The 20,183-nt window shown below is 52.7% G+C and carries 20 protein-coding genes; 16 read left to right on the top strand and 4 right to left on the bottom strand.

Annotation, left to right across the window (positions count from 1 at the left end; translation table 11 throughout):
* Positions 1-74: 74 nt before the first annotated feature.
* From AC2FLE_RS20860 to AC2FLE_RS20870, 3 genes are all read left to right on the top strand, one after another.
* Positions 75-983, top strand: coding sequence for an NAD(P)-dependent oxidoreductase (locus AC2FLE_RS20860; RefSeq protein WP_496699520.1), 909 nt, complete (start codon positions 75-77; stop codon positions 981-983).
* Between the two features lie 13 nt (positions 984-996).
* Positions 997-1,860: a sugar phosphate isomerase/epimerase family protein gene (locus tag AC2FLE_RS20865; RefSeq protein WP_496699486.1), complete on the top strand. Its 864-nt coding sequence runs from the start codon at positions 997-999 to the stop codon at positions 1,858-1,860.
* A gap of 404 nt (positions 1,861-2,264) precedes the next feature.
* Entirely contained in the window at positions 2,265-2,873 is a 609-nt protein-coding gene (locus AC2FLE_RS20870; RefSeq protein ID WP_142640329.1) for an exonuclease domain-containing protein, read from the top strand.
* A 50-nt stretch (positions 2,874-2,923) separates the two neighbouring features.
* Here AC2FLE_RS20870 and AC2FLE_RS20875 read toward each other — a convergent pair whose 3' ends face one another.
* Complete coding sequence (locus tag AC2FLE_RS20875) at positions 2,924-3,100, bottom strand: hypothetical protein (RefSeq protein WP_496699488.1); 177 nt, start codon at positions 3,098-3,100, stop codon at positions 2,924-2,926.
* A gap of 49 nt (positions 3,101-3,149) precedes the next feature.
* Between AC2FLE_RS20875 and AC2FLE_RS20880 the strand changes: the two genes are divergently transcribed.
* A complete protein-coding gene (locus AC2FLE_RS20880) occupies positions 3,150-3,905 on the top strand; it encodes an SDR family oxidoreductase (RefSeq protein WP_496699490.1) in 756 nt (251 codons plus the stop codon).
* Between the two features lie 185 nt (positions 3,906-4,090).
* On the opposite strand, the gene AC2FLE_RS20885 is transcribed toward AC2FLE_RS20880, so the two are convergent.
* From AC2FLE_RS20885 to AC2FLE_RS20895, 3 genes are all read right to left on the bottom strand, one after another.
* Entirely contained in the window at positions 4,091-4,528 is a 438-nt protein-coding gene (locus tag AC2FLE_RS20885; protein ID WP_496699492.1) for a DMT family transporter, read from the bottom strand.
* Positions 4,529-5,006: 478 nt separating this feature from the next.
* Positions 5,007-5,567 (bottom strand): ImmA/IrrE family metallo-endopeptidase, encoded by a 561-nt coding sequence (locus tag AC2FLE_RS20890; protein WP_496699494.1) that lies wholly within the window; start codon positions 5,565-5,567, stop codon positions 5,007-5,009.
* Positions 5,568-5,571: 4 nt separating this feature from the next.
* Complete coding sequence (locus tag AC2FLE_RS20895) at positions 5,572-5,907, bottom strand: helix-turn-helix domain-containing protein (protein WP_496699496.1); 336 nt, start codon at positions 5,905-5,907, stop codon at positions 5,572-5,574.
* A 751-nt stretch (positions 5,908-6,658) separates the two neighbouring features.
* Here AC2FLE_RS20895 and AC2FLE_RS20900 point away from each other — a divergent pair.
* The 12 genes from AC2FLE_RS20900 (at position 6,659) to AC2FLE_RS20955 (ending at position 20,025) form a co-directional block, all read left to right on the top strand.
* On the top strand, positions 6,659-7,138 hold the full coding sequence (locus tag AC2FLE_RS20900) for a toll/interleukin-1 receptor domain-containing protein (RefSeq protein WP_496699498.1): 480 nt from the start codon (positions 6,659-6,661) through the stop codon (positions 7,136-7,138).
* 73 nt (positions 7,139-7,211) lie between these two features.
* Positions 7,212-8,675, top strand: coding sequence for a phospholipase effector Tle1 domain-containing protein (locus AC2FLE_RS20905; protein ID WP_496699500.1), 1,464 nt, complete (start codon positions 7,212-7,214; stop codon positions 8,673-8,675).
* Positions 8,676-9,395: 720 nt separating this feature from the next.
* Complete coding sequence (locus AC2FLE_RS20910) at positions 9,396-9,539, top strand: hypothetical protein (RefSeq protein WP_496699502.1); 144 nt, start codon at positions 9,396-9,398, stop codon at positions 9,537-9,539.
* A 213-nt stretch (positions 9,540-9,752) separates the two neighbouring features.
* Positions 9,753-10,817: a hypothetical protein gene (locus tag AC2FLE_RS20915; RefSeq protein WP_496699504.1), complete on the top strand. Its 1,065-nt coding sequence runs from the start codon at positions 9,753-9,755 to the stop codon at positions 10,815-10,817.
* Between the two features lie 68 nt (positions 10,818-10,885).
* A complete protein-coding gene (locus tag AC2FLE_RS20920; protein ID WP_496699506.1) occupies positions 10,886-12,343 on the top strand; it encodes an ABC transporter transmembrane domain-containing protein in 1,458 nt (485 codons plus the stop codon).
* Between the two features lies 1 nt (position 12,344).
* Complete coding sequence (locus AC2FLE_RS20925; protein ID WP_496699508.1) at positions 12,345-13,928, top strand: sensor histidine kinase; 1,584 nt, start codon at positions 12,345-12,347, stop codon at positions 13,926-13,928.
* A 100-nt stretch (positions 13,929-14,028) separates the two neighbouring features.
* On the top strand, positions 14,029-14,700 hold the full coding sequence (locus AC2FLE_RS20930) for a response regulator transcription factor (RefSeq protein WP_085822290.1): 672 nt from the start codon (positions 14,029-14,031) through the stop codon (positions 14,698-14,700).
* 353 nt (positions 14,701-15,053) lie between these two features.
* On the top strand, positions 15,054-15,566 hold the full coding sequence (locus AC2FLE_RS20935) for a M48 family metalloprotease (RefSeq protein WP_496699510.1): 513 nt from the start codon (positions 15,054-15,056) through the stop codon (positions 15,564-15,566).
* A gap of 216 nt (positions 15,567-15,782) precedes the next feature.
* A complete protein-coding gene (locus AC2FLE_RS20940; RefSeq protein ID WP_496699512.1) occupies positions 15,783-16,358 on the top strand; it encodes a DUF4956 domain-containing protein in 576 nt (191 codons plus the stop codon).
* 22 nt (positions 16,359-16,380) lie between these two features.
* On the top strand, positions 16,381-17,178 hold the full coding sequence (locus AC2FLE_RS20945) for a polyphosphate polymerase domain-containing protein (RefSeq protein WP_496699514.1): 798 nt from the start codon (positions 16,381-16,383) through the stop codon (positions 17,176-17,178).
* Positions 17,179-17,706: 528 nt separating this feature from the next.
* Positions 17,707-18,855 (top strand): helix-turn-helix transcriptional regulator, encoded by a 1,149-nt coding sequence (locus AC2FLE_RS20950; protein WP_496699516.1) that lies wholly within the window; start codon positions 17,707-17,709, stop codon positions 18,853-18,855.
* 138 nt (positions 18,856-18,993) lie between these two features.
* Positions 18,994-20,025 carry a hypothetical protein gene (locus AC2FLE_RS20955; protein ID WP_496699517.1) on the top strand — a complete coding sequence of 344 codons (1,032 nt, stop codon included), beginning with the start codon at positions 18,994-18,996 and terminating at the stop codon, positions 20,023-20,025.
* The last annotated feature ends 158 nt before the right edge of the window (positions 20,026-20,183 follow it).

The following is a 20,183-nucleotide window of genomic DNA, read 5'->3' on the forward strand; positions in this document are numbered from 1 at the left end:
GAACGCGTTGAAACCTCTCTTGCAATAGCGTCCGGCAACCGGGTGTTAAACGTCAACGGCCCGGCAAGTGCCGGATATACAAGGAAGTTGAAATGTTACGAGCTGGTGTCATCGGCTTAGGGGATATGGGTAGCGGGCTAGCCAAGAACCTAATCAAAAATGGGTTTGCAACGACCGGCCTAGATCTGAGTGAAGATCGAATGAGCGCGTTTGCCGCGATGGGTGGCATATCAGCGACCAGCGTGGCCGAAGTCGGTGCGAATGCTGATGCGGTTTATGTTATGGTGATGAACGGCGCGCAGGCCAAGGCCGTTATCCTGGGGGATAACGGCCTGATCAGCCACATGACCAAGGGTGGCGCGGTGGTTCTAACTGCTACGATCAAACCTAGTGAAGCGCGTGAGATCGCGACGGCGATGGAAGGATCCGGAGTTCACTTGATTGACAGCCCAGTTTCGGGCGGTTTTCCCGGTGCACAGAGCGGTGCGTTGACCATGATGGCCGCGGGTGAACCCTCGGTTCTGGATACCTACAAACCTGTGATGGAGGCGGTGTCCAAAACCATCCACCGGGTTGGTGCCCAGGCCGGTGACGGACAGGTCGTCAAATCCTGCCTGCAAACGCTGATTGGCTCAATCTTTGGCGCGACTTTTGAGGCCGCCGCTCTTGCCGCAAAGGCCGGAGTCTCTGGGCAGGTTCTGTTCGATGTCTTCTCAACATCAGGGGCGGGTTGCGGCGTTTCCAATACCGCGCTTGAAAATATCATTGATCGTAAATTCGAAGGCACCGGATCCGGTATCGGCACTATGCACAAGGATCTGACAATCTCGCTGGACTTGGCTGAGGAAATCGGCGTGCCGTTGTTCATGGCCTCGACCGCCATGCAGATATTCCATCAAGGAAAGACCAAATACCCCGCAGGCGACAATTGGGTTTGCACGCGGGTCATGGAAGAAATCATTGGCGCAGAATTGCACCGCTAAAAAGGAAAGACTCATGAAATTAGGCGTCATCTGCGACGGCATCAGCCGAGATCTCTCTTATTCTGTCGATGTTATGGACGAATTCGGCCTCGAATATGCGGAACTGCAATTTGTTGGTGATACTGAAGTGGGCGACCACTCGGCGCAGGAAATCACGGAAATCGACACGCTCTTGCGCGCTCGTGGTAAACCCGTGTCCTGCCTGTCTCGTCATATTTTTGCTGGCACGACCGGAGCAAACAAGCCGGGAGACGAGCTTCATACCAAACACATGGATGCGCTGAAGCGCGTTATCGAAATGGCGCATGTGGTCGGGTCACCCTTAGTTCGGATTATGAGCCCCAAGAAAGAACAAATCCTGTGGGGCCTGAACGGGGCCGAAAAGTGGAACGTGGCACATGGTGCCTGGGATGCGATGTTGCCGCTGATCGCGCCTGCGGTCGATGTGATCAAGGACGCGGGTCTTACGCTGGTGGTCGAAACCGGCAACGGCACCATGGTTAACTCGAACTACACTGGCCGCAAGTTGATCGACGATTTGGATGCCAAAGGCGCCCTGAAAGTGCTGTGGGATCCGGCCAACAATTGCTGGTGCCACGAAAGGGCTTTCCCCGATGGCTATGAAGAGGTGAAAGATGGCTACCTTGGCCATATCCACATAAAGGACGTACAGGTCGACACCCCACGTGCCACGCTAGAAGTACGGCGCATGGGTGAGGGTCAATTGGCTGACCAGTTCCAACCCATGGCCGATGCGTTGCGGGCCGATGGCTATGACGGTGTCATCAGCTTTGAAAGCGTCTACCATCCTGGCAACGGCAATTTCGAAGACGGCTTCCGTCTCTGCATAGAGCGTTTTCAAGAAAACTTCGGGTAAACCTTCTCCCTTTTGCCCTAAAGGGTTGCCCGGCTTGATTTCAACGATCCGGGTGGCCCATTTTGCATTTGTTGCACGACGCAAAAACGTCGACACATGCATCCAGATTTACTGGAAAGGCCAAGGTCGGCAATGTCCCGCAGACTGTGAATAGGAGCGGCTCAAGACTTTGCGCTTGCGGCGAAAGTCCGCTTCGACGGGCCGCGCTGCAGGAACACAAACTCTAGGTCAACGGCAGCAATGGGCCGTTTCGTGAAGTGTCATATAGTCATACTGCACTCCTTGAGAGCGAGAACGACTTGCCAAGACCCATTCGACCCGCAAAAACTAGGTTGCGTAGGTGTCGACCTGGCAGCAAGGGCTGAGAAAATCCGACAGATGTAGGGCGCCGAGAGTTGGACACGTTGAACAGATTTGGGCATCTTAATGTGCCGCCGAACGGCCCTTTTCGCTTTATTGCGTTGGATGTCGAAACGGCGGGAAAGACTATTAGTAGCATTTGCCAGATCGGACTTTGTTTCGTCAGCGACGCTGGTTTTATTCAAACCTATTCTGTCCTGATTGACCCCGAGGGACCGTTTGAAGCTTTCAATACTGAGCTCCACGGGATTTCCGCCGAAACCGTGATTGGGGCTGGAACATTCCCAACGGTCTATGCGTCCTTGTTTGAAGTCCTGAACACGCACAACCTTGTGCAACACAGTACGTTTGATGAGAAGGCGATGACGGCTGCTTGCGCCCGGTATGGCCTGCCAATGATCACGTCGCATTGGACGAATAGCGTCACGATTGCCCGCCAAGCATGGCCTTCATTGAAGGGCGCCGGTGGGCACGGGCTGGCAAATCTTAAAAAACATCTCGGTCTTGAGTTTCACCACCATGACGCTGGAGAGGACGCCCGTGCCTCGGCTTCTGTGATTCTAAAGGCGGAAGAGGTTTTAGGGGCGCCGCTGTCCTATCTCACGACCAACCGCCAGTTGACCTTCCCGTTCATAAATCGATCTGAGAGATAAGGGTTGGCGAAGCTGCGTTGCGACGAGTGAGGACATCGGCAAGGTCCGGATCACATAGGCTCAATCGTTAGATATTGCTCTTGCAACAGCGTTGGTACTGATCCCAATAAAGTGATTTCGCTACCGCGAACGAACGGCGGCTCCCGTTTGAGGTCAACCAATTGATCCGTTTCTTGCGCTTTCAGCTCAAGTAGCTCAACACCCGCAAGAACCGGGTCGCGATTCACTCGCATCATTCCTTAGGTGATTGGCATGTAATTTCAAAAAGGCATGACCATGGAACTTAAAGACAAAACCATCATCATTACCGGCGCGAGCAGCGGAATCGGTGCTGCAGCAGCGCTTCTGTTTGCTTCGGAAGGGGCGAATGTCGTTTTGGGTGCCCGTCGGGAAGCTCAGCTGAACACACTTGTCGGGCAGATTACACAGAGCAGTGGGCGCGCTGTTTGCCTTGCGGGCGACGTGACGGACGAAATATATTCCAGGGAACTTGTTGATCTGGCGAAACAGCAATTTGGCGGCCTTGATGGCGCATTCAACAATGCGGGAATTATGGGCAAGATGGGTCCAGTTCCCGAAATGGAGTCAGACAACTGGCAGTCGGTACTTGCTACAAACCTCAACAGTGCATTTTTTGCGGCTAAAGCGCAGATTCCGGCAATGGAGGAACGCGGCGGCGGGTCTATTGTCTTCACCGGAACTTTTGTTGGTTTCAGCAATGGGGGCATGCCCGGCATGGGGGCCTATGCCGCATCAAAGGCTGGACTGATTGGGCTCGTACAGTCTTTGGCATCCGATCATGGGGCCAAGGGGGTCCGTATCAACACTATTTTGCCGGGTGGTACTAAAACCGACATGGCCGGCGATGATCCTGCGACGCACGACTTCATTGCCAGCCTGCATCCCCTGAATCGCATGGCAGAGCCAAAGGAGATTGCCCAATCTGCTTTGTTCTTGTTGTCAGACCGGGCAAGTTTCGTGACGGGGTCTCCGATGGCCGTTGACGGTGGTATGGCAACTCGGCTGCTTTGAAAATCTGCCGTTGGTTGCTTGGTAACCAACGGCGGTTGGGGGAGCTGCATCGCGGCGTGATGGAGCGTGATGATTTTCGGCTTTGGGCCGATCCATACTTCTCATCGACAGCAAGGCGACAGGGATGCCGCGCCGCATCTGAAGACCGCAAAGAGCCCAATGGGTATTTAACGGTCGACTGCGATTCAGCGTAGCATCAGATAGGCACCGGCTAGAAGCAGGAAGGCTGCCGCAATCCGTGATGAATCGATGCTCCTGACAGAGGCATCAAATAAACCGAAATGATCAATAAGCAATCCCGCTAGAAGCTGACCTACAACAACCAATGCAATCGCTGACGTGGCTCCCAGTTTTGGAACAGTTTGACTTAGCGTCAGATACAGTGCCACGCCGAATAGACCACTACCCAACATATACCAAGGTAAGTGCTTCCATTCGCTAATGTTTTCTCCGCCGCGGGCGATCAACAATGCAAGTGACGCGACAGCCCCACCGAAGTGGACGATGAAGCTTCCAGCAGCCCCGCCTATACGATTGCCCATGGAACCAGCGATTTGAGCTTGCGCACCAACAGCGAAGCCACCTGCGAGACCTAATCCTACAATCAGTAGAGTTTCGAACATGAGCACCTCAATTATTGGAGTTGGGGCGAACGTACTCACCTTCGCCAATATGCGCGAGTGTAAATCCCGACGGCGGCTTTGTCCGGAGGCTGTGTGAAAACTCTGGCCGTCCCGCGAAATAGGCCAAAAACACCCTTTATGTGCGTCTCTCGCGCTTCTGAAAGAGCTTTTGCACAGGTGTTGAAAACGAGCGCGACGAGAGAGATCATGGTCCGGAGTTTTTACACACCCTCTCAGCGGTCCCGACCTCCAAACTGATCGCGATATTGCGGGTGCAGCTAAAGTCCGGACTGCGGGCTGCGACCGCAGCATCTGAAGACCGTGCTCAAGGTCAGCTCCGGGCCGATTGAGCTCTGCTTACAGAGCCCAAATGGCCGACCATGATGGTCACCAGTCTCGCTGCACGAAACCTGACGCGCGACATCGCAAGTCGGTTAGGGGCCCAGATAGAAGTGGCAATACGCTGCTCAAGCCAACTTCAATATCGGCGACGGAATTGGCGGTCGATGCCCGTCATCCGAAGCCTCCAAGTTGCTAGCTCAATGCTTATGCCAAATACCTCTGCAATTTGCTGATCATCAAGCTTCCGTTTTCGCAAGCTAGCGAGACCATCGCGAGGTGCCAGCATAGCTCCAGACAACCAATTGGCTTCGTCTTCGAGTTCTTTTGGATAATCACTGAGGAGTAGAAGGCCATTTTCGAACTCGTCGACACGGCTTGGCTTATGCTTCAACTCAAGATGTGCCCATTCATGCATGATTGTGTTTGCTTGCCGCGCGGCAGGGCGGGTGTTGTTGACGACGATGACAGTACAGTCACCTTCCTTAATCGTAACGGCATCCCAGCTATCCGGATCAGAGACGGTCAGTTGGGTAAGATGCGACACATCTAGTTCAGGCACCTCTTGAGGTGTCCAAACAAGACACCCTTTAGATTGAACAAGTTCGATTGGGTCGATAGCGGTGTCATTGCGGATGCCAAGCCGATCTCGCGTCTCAAGCGACAGTCGCTCGGCATGCGCCTTAAAACCTCTCCGCATCTATTCAAAGTTCTTCCCGAGCGATGATCGCATTCTGCACCGCCACTATCATGGCCCCAAGTGCATTAGCTGTATCAACGGATGTCGTATTTTTCTTGCGCATATGAACTGTCGGTGGCGGCCTAACGGAGCGATTTGCTTCGATACCCAAGAACACAGCGGGATCTTCTCCTAGCCATGCACAGATCTTTGCAAAGGTTCCTAAGTCTGGGACATGTCCGTTTTCAATCCGCGATAATGTAGCTGAACTAACGCCGATTTCGGCCGCTGCAGCTCTAACGCCACTAGGACCGCGGTGCTCAACAATACGAGCGCCGAGCTTTTGAATCTGAAGACTCATTCTTTCTCCCAGGAGATACTTTGACTCTGTGGTTAATTCGCCGTAACTGTCTTACTTGTGAGACAGTATTCGTTGCCATTCTGATACGTCTCTCATGTAAGACAGTGAATCATGTGCATGCTTGTGCGTCAAGTCTGACGTCGAGCTTCGGTGATATTAGGCAAGAAAATATGCTCAAGAATTTGAGCGGCAGACAGAACAAGGAGCATAAAATGGCTACGAAACGAAACAAGGAAGTCACTGGGAAACGTGCTGCAACAGCAGCATCAAAGGTCTTGCGAAGCCGCACGGCCAGCAAAGCAGCCAAGAGTGCGGCTGGCTCAGCATTAACTCAAGTGCGGAGCAAGAGCGGTGCCAATGAAGTCACCAGCAAAAGGGCTGCGAGCGCCGCTTCTAAGACGCTTCGGAACCCCAATGCATCGAAAGCGGCGAAGTCCGCTGCTGGTTCTGCGCTGACCCAACGTCCTAGCCGCAAGCGATAAGCAGTCACGCGAGGCTCCAAAACCCTTGAGAAGATGAGAGATATGAAATGGCAAGATGCACAGCACCAGTGAATGGACACCGAACTGCGAGCGGCGCAGCAAACTGTCCTGCATGCCGGGGCGGTTACCGAGGCTATAGATCGTACTCCTCGCCATATTCATCTCGATCCTATTCCAACTCAGGATACGTTAGTGGTAGCCGCAGCAACGGGGGTGGTTCCAGTTCTGGCCGCAGCAGGCCAAGATGGTCTCCGTCAGGATCTTCAGTGATGTATACCACAGCTGAGGTGCGGGCACTTACACCGGTCCGCCGCAGTGTCGAGACACGAACACCTCCGCCGGATCCGCGTGATGTTTTTCTTTGCCATGCGTGGGATGATCGGGCAGGGGCCGCAAAACAGTTGCACGATTTGCTAGAATCGTCGGATGTCTCGGTCTGGTTCAGCGAAAAAGATGTCCTTCTTGGCTCAACGTTGCTCCGCGAAATCAACAAAGGGTTAGCAAAATCGCGAGTTGGGGTCGTGCTTGTGACGCCTGCCCTGTTGGAACGCCTTCAATGTGAAGGTATCGCCGACAAAGAACTGTCTGTTCTTCTTGCGACTGATCTGCTCGTTCCCGTCGTACATGACACCACGTATGAGGCGCTTCGCGATGTCAGCCCGATGCTTGCCTCTCGTAGTGGTTTGAACACGGGGGAAGGTTCCATGGCAGAAGTAGCGGCGAAGCTCGCGGAGCTAGTTAACCTCTGAATCGATTGTTGGTCCGATGTTTGAGACGTGCCTGCAAAGATAACCAGCTTAAAGCGAAATAGGTAAGACTAAGATGCCAAAGAATATCCTCATTTTTTCCGATGGCACCGGCCAAGTAGGGGGCCTGCGACCCGACCAACGGCTTTCCAACGTCTACAAAATGTACCGAGCTATGCGGCCTGGTCCGTCGTCGCCGATCAAACCGGACCAGCAAGTTTGCTTCTACGATGCTGGCCTTGGAGCAGGGGAGGTTGGCGGCCTAACTCTTCAGCGGGTTAGAAATGTGCTCTCAGCGGCTGTTGGGACCGGCATCGATGAAAACGTGATCGACTGTTACGAAAAGATCATTTCTTACTATGAGCCGGGCGATCGCATCCTTTTGTTCGGATTTTCGCGGGGCGCTTATACCGTCCGCGCGGTCACGAATGTTATGAACCTTTGCGGAGTTCCCACTACGATGCCGGATGGCACGCCGGTGCCGCGCCATGGACCGCGATTGCGAAAAATCGCGAGTGACGCCGTCAACTATGTTTACAACCATGGCAATGGGTTTCCACGAGGCAAACAGCCCTATCTCGATCGTCGTGAGGAGCTGGGCCGACGGTTTCGGCGCAAATATGGCAGCTTTGTACCGGATGCAGAGAAGGATGTGCAGGGCAATGTTCAGCCCACATTCGCTGGCGTATTTGACACGGTTGCTGCACTAGGGAACGTCCTAGTCGGATTTGCCGCAGCGGGCGTGTTTGCTGCACTTCTAGCCGTTGTCCCGCTTATGATTCACGCCTCTTGGCATTGGCTACTGTGGTCACCCCTTAGCATTTTGGCCCTGCTCGTCCTCTATTGGTACGGAAAATTGCGATGGTCACAGTTCAAGTACTTCTCTCCTGATGAAGACAAGCCACTGAAGATCTCGAACATCCGAGATTGGCCAAAAATCTGGAAGTACGGACATCGGGCGGTTTGGAACCGCCAAAACTACGACAAGTGGTTGGATTCGGATGTTGGCTTTGCACGTCACGCTTTGGCTATTGATGAAAACAGGAGAGATTTCCCGCGTGTGAAATGGGCCATGCATGCCGAAGAAAAGAAGAATTTCGGGAAGAAACCAGAATGGTTGAAACAGATTTGGTTCGCGGGATGCCACAGCGATATTGGGGGAAGCTATCTCGAAACAGAATCCAGGCTGAGTGACATCTCGCTCGAATGGATGGTTGAGGAAGCGCGTGACTGTGTGCCGGAGATTTTGATCAATGACGACCTGCTTGTAACGTCACCTGACCCAAAGGGAATGCAGCACGAAGAAACCTTCATGTTCAAAATTGGGCCGATCCAAAAACGGTGGCCAGCAAAGCCGCGAATGGTGAACCCAGATTTCCCACTTCATCCTTCGGTGCAGGAGCGTCTGAAAGCTGAGGCAGTTTCACACTTGGGGGAAATGAAGCCCTATAGGCCGGAACAACTAAAGGACCATCTTGAGGCGCGCGAATTCTACGAAGACAGCCAAGCCGCTGCTTCGGGGTCGTCGCCTAAGAAATAGCGAGAAGATCGTCTTCGTTCGAAATCGGGCCCAAAGGGCGGTCACGATAATGGGGAAAGGCGGCAAGGTCTTGCATTGTGTGAGTTCGAGCGGCTTCAGATTTTGCATGCGCGGCGAATGTCGGAAAAGCGCGCTGCGACCGCAGCATCTTGTAGGTAGGGCGAAGGTCAGGAATGGGCCGCAATGTCAGTTGTACGTTGTCGCCGGCAGGAAGCTGTGATCACTGTAACTTCTGGCCTTTGCCTTGGAAACCAGAGTTTGGTCTTGGGCGGTTTCGATGTCTTTAGCCAAACCGTGTTTCCGGGTAGCTGGCAACATTCATCTGACGTTCACTTTCAAATTAGGTCAGGTTCATCTCAGCCGGCCATATTGTCCTACTGGAAGTAAGGAGCGCTTTTTCACCGAAGCATTCGACGGGCAAAGGATCAAATGTGTCAAAGACTGGCAGTGGAGCAGCGCAACGTGGGTCAAGGGCAACCGCCCGCGTCAAGTGCGCCCTTTTCTTGGCCTTCACATTTTTAGTTGGCCTCAGCCTGTTCAATGGAGCCATAGCACAAACAGCTAGTTTCCGGTCTGTTGATACGAACTCGGACGGAGTTTTGAGCTTGAATGAGCTTACCACAGCATTTGGAGAATCCGGCGCGCGGAGGCTTCTTGAGGACATTGATCGTAATGGAGACGATCGTATCACGATCATTGAGTTGCGCCGTGGTGTAGATAATGGACAAGGCGAAAAAAATGAGCGCGGCGAACGTGAAGGTCGAGAAAACAGGAGTGGCAGGTCAGGCGAACAGGATGGAGATGATCGTAGTGATGATCGCGATGATGATGGAGACGACGATAGAGACGATGACGACTAAATGAAGGCCCACTGCTATGTTTGTTCCTCTGACCGTTTGTGAGAGCAAACCGGAATTCATACTGCATGAAAATACGCAGCTTAAAAACGTAGCTCCAACAGCACGTGTTCATTTGCCGTTCATTTGACCGCATGCTGACCTTTCATCCCACTTTGCAATTCTTCTCACGTCGCACTGGCAAAATGATTTCATTGAACAGCCAGTCACGGAGCAAAGCATGACACAGTTTCTTCAAACCTCCCCTGCCGCTTGCGAAATTGCAAAATGGGCATTTACAACCCGCAGAGTTGATCGGTCCGATGTACACGGGCTTACCACGCAGATGGGCCGCGCAAAGGCAGGAGATCTTATTCTTTGTGAGATTGCCGAAATTGGACATCACAAGAAAATTCAGTTGGCGGAGCGCCGCGCCTCGGTCAGCTACCCTGGTGACTATGTTGTCCTTTGTTTGGGCGACCGATACGCACCAGATCAGTTTCTTGCCAGCGCGGTGATTGATGAAGATCTTATCGATCTGGTCGCAGGCGGTGGTGTCGCTGGCCGAGTGGACGCCGCGCACATACGTATGGATGATCCGACGCGACTAAAGCCCATCGGCCTTCTGACCAATGCCTCAGGTCATGTGATTAACGTATCAGACTACGCGTTGCCCTCGCTGCCGAACAACGAACACGTTACGGTCATTGGTGTCTTCGGGGCCTCGATGAATTCCGGAAAGACAACGGCTGCGTCAAGCCTTGGTCATGGCCTAACGCGTTCGGGTTACTCCGTTGCCGGTGTGAAAGCGACTGGGACCGGAGCCTTTGGTGACTTCAACAGTTTCGAAGACGGAGGCGCTCCGGCGCTCGACTTCACGGACGTCGGTATGGCCACGACATATCGGATGCCGCTAGAAACGATTGAAGCCGGTTTTGATACGCTGGTTGCAACCGCAGCTGAGCGTGGCGCCGAGGTTGTGGTGGTTGAGATCGCTGACGGTGTGTTCCAGCAGGAAACACGGGCTATCTTGCAGTCTTCGCGGATTCGGGATCGGTTGGACGGCATCCTGTTTGCTGCACCTGACGCACTAAGTGCTCTGGGCGGTGTGACCGTTCTGAACAAGGTGGGTCTCAGCCCATTTGCGATATCCGGGATGGTCAGTTGTTCGCCATTGGCCGCAGCCGAAGCTGCTGAGGTAACCGGTCGCCCGATTTTATCACGCGAAGATCTTTGGTCGCCCGCGACCATAACCCAACATGTTGCACCGCTGATGCGACGTGAAACTGTCAACGTGGCCGCATGACCCCCCTCACGGAACTGGCCACAAAGGACCGCATCGTTGATGCGGTCCTCCTTACAATCTGCGGTATTGTGCAGGCTGTTGCACTGGCGTTCGCAGCGTTTGCGACGCGTGATGCCTTTACCGCGCTTCATGCAGGCCACGCTCTTGCAATGAGTACGGTCCTGCAACTGGCGATCTCCGGAATTATCGCAGCTGCGTGCTTGTTTTTTTCAAGATACCGCGCAGAAGCTCTCGGCCAAAGTTACGCGATTTCTTTGCGCCGAGCGTTGTATAAGCAGATAGCCCGACTTCCCAAATCTCGGCACGAAAAACGCCGGGTTGGTGCACTGTCCTTGCGTTTTGTCGGGGACCTATCTGCGGCGCGCCTATGGTTTGGCCGTGGTTTACCAGACGTTTTGTCAGCAACCTTTGTTATTCCGGGTGCCGTATCCGTTCTCTACTTTCTTGATCCTGCCCTTGCGGTCTATGGCATTGCCTCACTCAGTTTCGCGCTGCTTATCATGGGAATGCTGGCCTGGCATCTGGCTCGTCGGCATAAAAAGCTGCGTCGCAAACGTGCCAATATCGCGATTTGCATGATTCAGCGCATAGCGATTGCGCCTGAACTGGACCTGATGGGTCGAACCAATCGCGAATTGCGCAAACTTGACAAACAAGGCGCATCGTTGCGACGCGACGCATTGGCACGTCGAGGCAGAACCGCGAGCCTCCAGGCAGTATTGCAACTCGGTGTGGCGCTTACCGGTCTTTTGATGCTTTGGTTGGCAAGCCAAAACGAAACAGCACCGGCGACAGTGGCTGCGAGCCTTTCTGTTTTGGCGCTACTTGCCCTTCCGTTGCAGAGCCTTGCCGGGGCGTGGGACTATTTTTGCGCCTGGAGCGTTGCACGCGAAAAGGCAGCAACGCTACTTTCGGAACCGGTGTTGATGCGAGCTGGTGTAGATCATGGCGCGCCCCCTGAAATTGAAGTCACCGGGGAATTGGATGGAAACTCTATCTTTTTTGCGGTGCCGCCCGGTTCAACTTCAACATTAGTAGGGCAGCACGCAAACAGTATCGCGCGGTGTATTGCGGGCCTTGATAAGAATGAGGGCATCGCGGTTCGCTATGGTGGGCAAGATAGAGCCTCAAAAATCGCCTTTGTCGGGGGCGACCATGTCGGGCTCCAAGGCAGTTTGCGTCGTTCGGCAACACTGATGTGTTCGAAAAGACCGAATGATCAGATAATAACAAAGGTCATGCAGAACTTTGGATTATCCGACCTGCTTCGGGCACCTGGTGGCCTGGATCAGCGGGTGGCGGAAAATGGTAACGGGCTGTCACCCTTCCAAACATTGAGTATTGATCTCGTGCGCGCAGTTCTTGGCAAAGCTGACGTCGTCGTAATCGCTTCTGTCAGGTGGGGTTCATGCAGGGATCGCCAGGCCAAATTGCTTGAAACTATGCAGAAGTTTTCGTCGGCCACCATCATATTGGCCGAAGATGCCGCCTCGCCTAATGTGAAACAGAATTCAAAGGTCGTCTGAAATGCGTTCATCTACTCTATTTGGGATTTACGCTGCTGTTCTGGTAGCTTTCTTAGGTGGTCTTGCGGGACTCACCCTGTACAGCCTCGAAAAAACGCGATGGTGGGACGCCCGGATATCACTGGCCCAAGAATCCTATGGGCTGCATCTGCGGCTTGAGGCGGATCTATACCGTCTGTTCAAACAACACGGCGACGCGCTTCTTATAGGAGACCGAGACGATGGCGTAAGCGAAGAAGAGCTGCAGGCGAAAATCGACCAGACATTAGATTCGATCCGAATGACTATCGCGCGTGAAATCCAGATGGTGGGTGATGAGGAGATCGAAGAGCTCGAACTTCTCGATGAGATCGAGGACGATATCGAATCCGTCAATGCAGCAATCGCGAACCTTTCAGCCAATGGAAGCCGTATCGAGACATTTGTTCGGATTGAACGCTTGGCCGCGCTGCTGGACGGTGACATTGATGATGAACTCGATCAAAAAATTCAGGCTGCCCTTGATGAAGAGGCCGAGGAGGTCGACGAGGTATTGAGCGAGGCAGCGGCCTTCAGAAAATGGAATGAACGATTGGTTTACTTGATCGTTCTTGCCGCAATTGGCGTTTTGCTTGTGACGCTCGTGTCGTTCAATCGCCAGATCAGAAAGCCACTTACGCGACTTGCAGACGGCATTGGGCACCTGCGTGGGGCCGATTATTCCAAGCCGGTAAGTCTCGGTGGCAGCCAAGAGTTCAGAGAGTTGGAAACCGTTCTGAATAGTATGGCCGAAGGATTGGCTGCTCGCGAAGTCAGCCGCGCCGAGCAAAAGAGGCAACTAGAAGATACCGTTGCCGCCAGAACGTTCGAGCTTCAGCAACTCATCGATAAGCTTGAGACAGGCGAAGAGAACCGCAAGCGTTTGATGGCCGATATCAGCCATGAGTTACGAACGCCTTTGGCAATCATCCTCGGCGAGGCTGATGTCACTCTACGGACATCAGAAACGCTTTCAGAAGTCGCTTCTGATTCACTTGCCCGTATTCGAGATTCCGCAAAGCACACAAACCAAATCGTGGATGACATGTTGACCGTCGCCCGGTTTGAGGCTGGTCAGCTCAGACTGGATCGTAAGGAAACGGATCTACGAAAAATACTGCACGATGCAGTGGCGATGTTCCCCGATCCGGTTCAGGTCGAATGCCCAGAAAGCAAGGTGATCGCTTCGGTTGACGAGGTTCGACTTCGGCAGTCCGTACTGGCATTGCTGCAATATGCACGACGATATGGAGGCCCAACAATAAGCGCGATGTTGGAAGAAGGGCTCTCGTCTTGCAAGATCACAATCGAAGATGACGGTCCCGGCCTGAGCGCGGTGGAAAAATCCCAAGCATTCGACCGGTTCTTTCGGGGATCGAACGCATCGGGGCAGGGGATCGAAGGCAGCGGCCTCGGGCTACCGGTCGTGAAGTCGATTGTCGAGGCTCATTGTGGGACAGTTGACCTTCAAGATCGCCAGGAAGGCGGGTTAATGATCACCATAACTCTGCCCAAGTCACCTCGGATGAAAGTTGTTCAGACCGATGCCCTACGAGAAACCGGCTAATGCGTGCCAGTCTGCTTCAAAAGCAAGTTGGGCAATCGGTTAGGTCGCACACCACTGCGCATCGTCGCGGTTGTGAGCATAGAGATAATTGAGGCGTACTATGAATATTTTGCTTGTCGAGGACGAAGCCCGTGTAGCTGATTTTATACGTCGCGGATTGTCCGCTGAAGGCTGGTCTGTAGATCACGTACCAAGTGGCGAAGATGCTTTGGAGCACGTAGCTGCCAGCAACTATGACATCATCTTGTTAGATCTGATGTTACCAGGGATTCAGGGGCAAGATGTCTGTCGCAAACTGCGCGCCAGGAAATCAAAGATCCCGATTTTGATGCTGACCGCATTGGACAGCCCAGAGGAAAGAGTGGAAGGGCTAAAAATTGGCGCAGACGATTATCTTCCCAAGCCGTTCGACTTTGACGAACTGATAGCGCGGGTTGAAGCGCTGCATCGCCGTGCCAACAGCTATGCGAACGATCTTAGCGAAACTGTGATTACCTGTGGGGCGCTTACCTTTGACCGGCGTTCGCTTCAGGTTGCCGTTGAAGGTCAAGAAATCCAGTTATCCAAGAAGGAGCGCGACCTGCTTCTTCTGTTTCTGACCAATGTTGGGCGCGTGTTATCCAGAGAGCGGATTTTAAACTCGGTTTGGGGCATGAATGAAGATCCATTGACCAATGTTGTTGATGTCTATGTCGGGCGTCTCAGGCGCAAAATCGGTGCGGAAGGTCAGCGGATCGTGACACTCAGGAACGTCGGTTACCGTATGACCTGAACATTACTATTGGGTCTGACTCGGGAAGTGGTCACTTAAAAAGAAGTCTGCGTTTGAGTGCGGCGCAAATATCGTTGCTCCTACTCTGGATCGATCTCGGGTTTGTATGGACTGCCCTCAAAGACTGGTTTTGCCGACTCTGCGCAAGAGAATGCCACCAGCCCATCAATGCCAACAGGACGCTTTACTTTTGTGTGGGTCACGGTCTCAATTATGGCCCCTTAAGTCGATTGAAAGGTCTTTTCATGACGCGAGTGTTGCCTGTTCTGGTAATTCTGATGCTGTCAGGATGCATATCAACCACCACCCCGCCGTCGGCACCAATCCCTCAGCCAGCACGCGCAAGCGCTCCCGTGAGTTCTCCGCAGGCACAAGCGCGGTTCCGTCAGGTCGCGGCCCGGATCGAACCCGTGGCAGAGCGTGAATGTCGCCGTCGGACTCAGGGCGTGAACTGTGACTTTCTGATCCGGACAGATCCAGACAAAAACGCGCCCTCTAACGCATATCAGAGTTTGGACAAGACGGGGCGCCCCGTTCTTACAATGACGCAAGCGCTGATACGGGATGTGAACAATACTGATGAGCTTGCCTTTGTAATGGCACATGAGGCCGCTCATCATGTTAAGGGGCATTTGGCACGCCAGGCCCAAAACGCAGCGGCCGGTGCAGTGTTATTGGGGGGTATCGCAACGCTCGCAGGGATGGGAGCAAACGAGATTGCCACGGCGCAAGATATCGGGGCATTTGCCGGCGGACGCAGCTATTCGAAAAATTTCGAACTGGAGGCTGACAAGCTGGGGACGCATCCACCCAATGCTCAGCGATATTATGTGGTTCAAGCGACCATGGCCGAAATTGGTGGATGATCCGTTTAGGCTGTTGGCTATCGTCAAACAGCCTCTCATCCACCGATGGGTGCGTTTGCGAATCTCTTGAGGTCCAAAAAATAAATGCCCTTGTCATAAAACTTTCATAAAACTGTAACACGTGGTAAATTTGCCAATCAGGAAGGGTTCAGGCGCCCCTGGCAAAACTAGATCCATCAAGTGCCCCGTGAGGGTTCACAACAGGGATCAAAGTACATGGTTGAATCAATTCTCGCCCCCGAAACCCTCTTTCGCTTTGCAATCAACATCATTGCGATGATGGTTCTAGTCTTTGGTTTGTATTACCGCCGCTATCGCGACAAAGAACTGGTGACAGCCGCGTCGCTATTCAATGTCTTTGCCTTCGGTGTGCTTACCGTTTTGTCATCGGTTGAATTTAGCCTAGCGGCTGGATTTGGCTTATTCGCCATTTTGGCACTGTTCACTCTGCGGTCGGAACAAATCTCAAAGGTCGAAATCACCTATTTCTTCGGCTCCATCGCTATCGCCGTCATCTGCTCAATTCACGGTACCGAACTGGCTTTTGTCGGCGTGATTGTCACGCTGGTGCTGCTGGGTGCTTGGGCGCTTGACCATCCGCGCATTCTGCAGTCGGCCGATGGCGTCAAGATCACGTTGGACAAGATCGATGCGCATGCACTGTCAGATCCCGAGGCAATGCGTGCGGACCTGTCCGAGCGATTGGGAGTGGACGTGATGTCCTATCAAATCACTGCGCTCGATTACATCAACGACATGGCCCGTATAAACGTGTTTTTCCGCAAAACCTGACCTGCAATCAAGGGAAACCGCCATGGATACCAACATCGCAAATACACTCACGAGTTTCGCGGCAATTGGTCTTGCAGAACTTAACAGCAAAGCGGCTATGCTCGAACGATTGGACAACAAATACATTTTGCCTGCCGAAACTCTCAGGCCAGCTCTGGAACGTTTTTCCGAGCATTTTGATGTCTTGGAAATACATGGCAAGCGTGCCTTCACATATGCAACCAGGTATTATGACGACAGTGAGTTGCGCGGTTACTATGACCACCATCAGGGGCGCCGAAAGCGCTGCAAAGTTCGAGTGCGAGAATATGTGGACGCCGGGTTCAGCTATCTTGAGGTTAAGCTGAAGGACAGGCGCAAAGTCACCGTAAAACGACGATTGAAAGTCAACAATCTTACCAATCCACTCAACCAACAGGCAGTCGAATTTATCGAAGAAAACTATCGTGATATCTATTCAGAGAGTTTCGGCAAATCGCTGCAACCGGTGATCGCAATGCAATACGAACGTATCACCTTAGTTGCCAAAGAAGGTGGAGAGCGTATGACCATTGACTCCAGTCTGCATTTTAACGCTGGCGGAGTTTCTCGCGCGGTCCAACCCGACATGTTCATCGTCGAGACCAAATCGGCCCGCGCCAATGGCATCGCTGATAAAATTCTACGCGGGATGCATCTACACCCGACCGAGCGCTGTTCGAAATACTGTATTGGTATGGCTGCAACGGGCGTTGTCGATCGGCAAAACAATTTTCTACCAGCGTTGCGGAAGCTTTGCCTCTCCGGGCACCAATGTCAGGAATTCAGACCCAATGGATGACGTTAGCTCCGTGGGCGAAGGTTGATAGAATGGCCTTTGGACAGCGGTCACAATGGGTCGCCACGCGCCACTGATGCTTGAGGCTGCCAAGCATAACCTCGATGCGGTTTCGCCGTTTGTGTCCGCGATAGGCGGATTTAACTTGTATCTTGTGTTGTTTTTCGGCCAGGGATGAAGGTGTGCAATGACAACGAATGCACGTGCTGTCGTAACGCGACCTATCTAATCTAGAAAAATTGCCCAAAACACACGAATGGCGGCAATGCGGAAGCTGCACTGCGGCATCGACTGGCCGGACGAATGTCGGCTGTGGGCCGTTTCATGAGGAAAGAAACCGGGCAATTGAAGATGCTGCGCCGCCTCGAAGAACGCCGTGAGCCCAAAAGTTCCGGGTAATGCGCTTTGCACCAATGTCCGAGTTAGCTGAACTCTACAGATTTGACATCCAAATCGCTTATGGGACTACTGTGTTTTCCAAATTGAGAGTGGAAAGAGAACTCCCAAAGAACACTGTGAAAGCAAATTCAGATGGATGTCAGAAGCTATCAAGCACTTGAGGCGATTTACGACACAGCGGTGAACCCAGGGAGTTGGCGACGCGCACTTGATGCAACAGCGGATGCTGTTGAAGCTAAGGCGATCGCGTTGGTAATTCGTGGCAAGAAGGCTGGCTTGAAAGACTTGACGATGATGTCCAGCGTATATCTAGATTTTTCTCGTACACCAGCGGGTTGGTACTACGGTGCATGGCTTTCAAGGTTACAGAACGTTGATTGGGACTTTCTTCGAACTCAGCCCGTACATCAACCAATACCAGACTTGGACACAGGGCTTTCAGCCCGAGCCCTTGATGACCGTAGAGACTATACTTTTTTGAGAAAAAGAACAGGCGTCGCACGGCGTCTTGGCATTCGATTGAATGAAGATTCCGTTTGGTTTGATGCGATGAGCATTGGATTTGATCAGGGGGCTTTCGAAGTCCCTCCACTCGCGCTTGAAAGGTCACGAGCGCTACTCCCTCACCTAACAAAGGCACTCGAAATTGGTCGCATGTTCGCCCTCCTGAAAGCTCGTCATAGAGCTACACTATTGGCCTTGGATCAGGTGCAGGCAGGGGTCGTTATTGCGCTTCCGGATGGACAGATTATTGTTCAGAATACAGAGGCGGAGAGGATACTAAATCTGAAAGACGGTATCGCCTTGGCTGTTGATGGCACAATCGTGACCGCTGATCCTGACGTTACTTCGAAAATCCGCGCTCACATTCTCGATGTAGGTTCAACCGCACAGGGTCAGGCGAGTCGGCATGAGTCTTTGGTATCAATAGTTCGGCCATCAGGTCTCACACCTTTTCTACTGGACATTGGGCCTGTTAGCGACAGCAAAGCTGAGCTGGAGGCAGGTCTAGATGGTGTGCTCGTTACCATTATTGACCCTGAACGTGTCCCTTATCTCCGATTGGATCGTTTCACAGAGCTTTATGGACTGACTCGTGCGGAAACCGAAGTTTGTCGATGGATAGCTGACGGTGCGAGTGTAACTGAGATCGCAGAGCGACGCGGAACAAGTCCGACAACAGCAAAGAACCAAGTTTCAATCGTGCTTTCTAAGGCTGGAGTACGTAGTCGGATCGAGCTGATAAGGCTGATCCTTCGTGTATTGCCACCGGTTGCCTGAGCGATTTCGTCCGAAGCAATGAATCAAAGAATGCTTGTCATGATCCAAACGGATCATGTCAGAATCGTTGCGACCCGTAACTTCGAAGGGACACAATTACCCACTTAAGTTCATAGCATTTCGAAAGGTGACAACATTATGATCGCACGTTCATCCAGATTGACCCTGTCGGTATTTTCTCTTCTTGGTTTGTTTGTGAGCGGCTCTAGTTTGGCTCAGGGAATCCAAAGTGTGACCGCGGTTTCAGATGAAATTGTTGACGCAATAAAGGCAGCTCCGCTTCAGAGCATTCTCTCAATCACAGGAACGCGAGAATTCAGCACCAACATCATTCGTGCTGACGAAATCGTTTTCGAACAATGTGGTTCTAAGATAGTATTTACAGACATTAGATATCCCTATCTGATTGTTTTTACACCCACGCTCAAATTCAAAGATGCAAATTGCAATTACACAATTGCTCGTTCGTTCGAAGTTGCTGCTGCAAACGGGGCAACGGGTTCAAATGGAGCAAACGGTTCTCCGAGCTACGTTCACAATCAGGGCTCCCAAGGTCGAAGTGGCGGACATGGGGGTACTGGCGGACAAGGTGGTGAAGGCGAGACACTTCACCATCCGCCAGTATATTTTGTTGTAGGAGAGCTGGAAGCTCAGACCGGAAGCACACTTAATGCATCAATGAGTCTCATTTTTCATGGCCCACACGGCGGCAATGGTGGCACTGGCGGTACCGGTGGGCATGGAGGGAGTGGTGAAAAGGGTGGTGATGGAGCAGATGGTCTGTTGGACTGTCGCAGAGGTCCGGGTAAGGGTGGCAATGCGGGCAATGGGGGTAGGTACGGACTTGGAGGCAAGGCTGGAAACGGCGGCAACGGAGCCGATATCTACTTAGTAGCACCTGATCAAACTCTTGATACGCTCACTTACTTCTTGTTCGGCAACCGTGGCGGTCAACCTGGCGTTCCAGGCCAATGTGGTCGAAGCGGCAACCCTGGTATGACGGGAGATCAAGGTCGGTTAACGAACCGTTGCAGGTCTGGTGGAGGCCCTGGAAACCCTGGGAGTAGTCCAGCAGTCCCAACAGATTGTGCAGGCGGAGCCGGAGCGCCCGGAGCATTTGGACAGGTTTTTTCCTTCGATACAGATGTAACAACATTTCTTAACCAATAGTGCGTTTGATGAATCGGTCCTGATACAAAGCAACCGGAAAAATGGCGATGGATTTGGGTATCCGTCGCCATCCATTTGGTAGGATGTGTCGCAAACATTTGGAACGGTCAAAGTCAGCGACTTACTGGATACACCTATCCTGCGATCTCGGCGAATAG

This window comes from Ruegeria sp. CDSA077 (genome assembly GCF_059612265.1).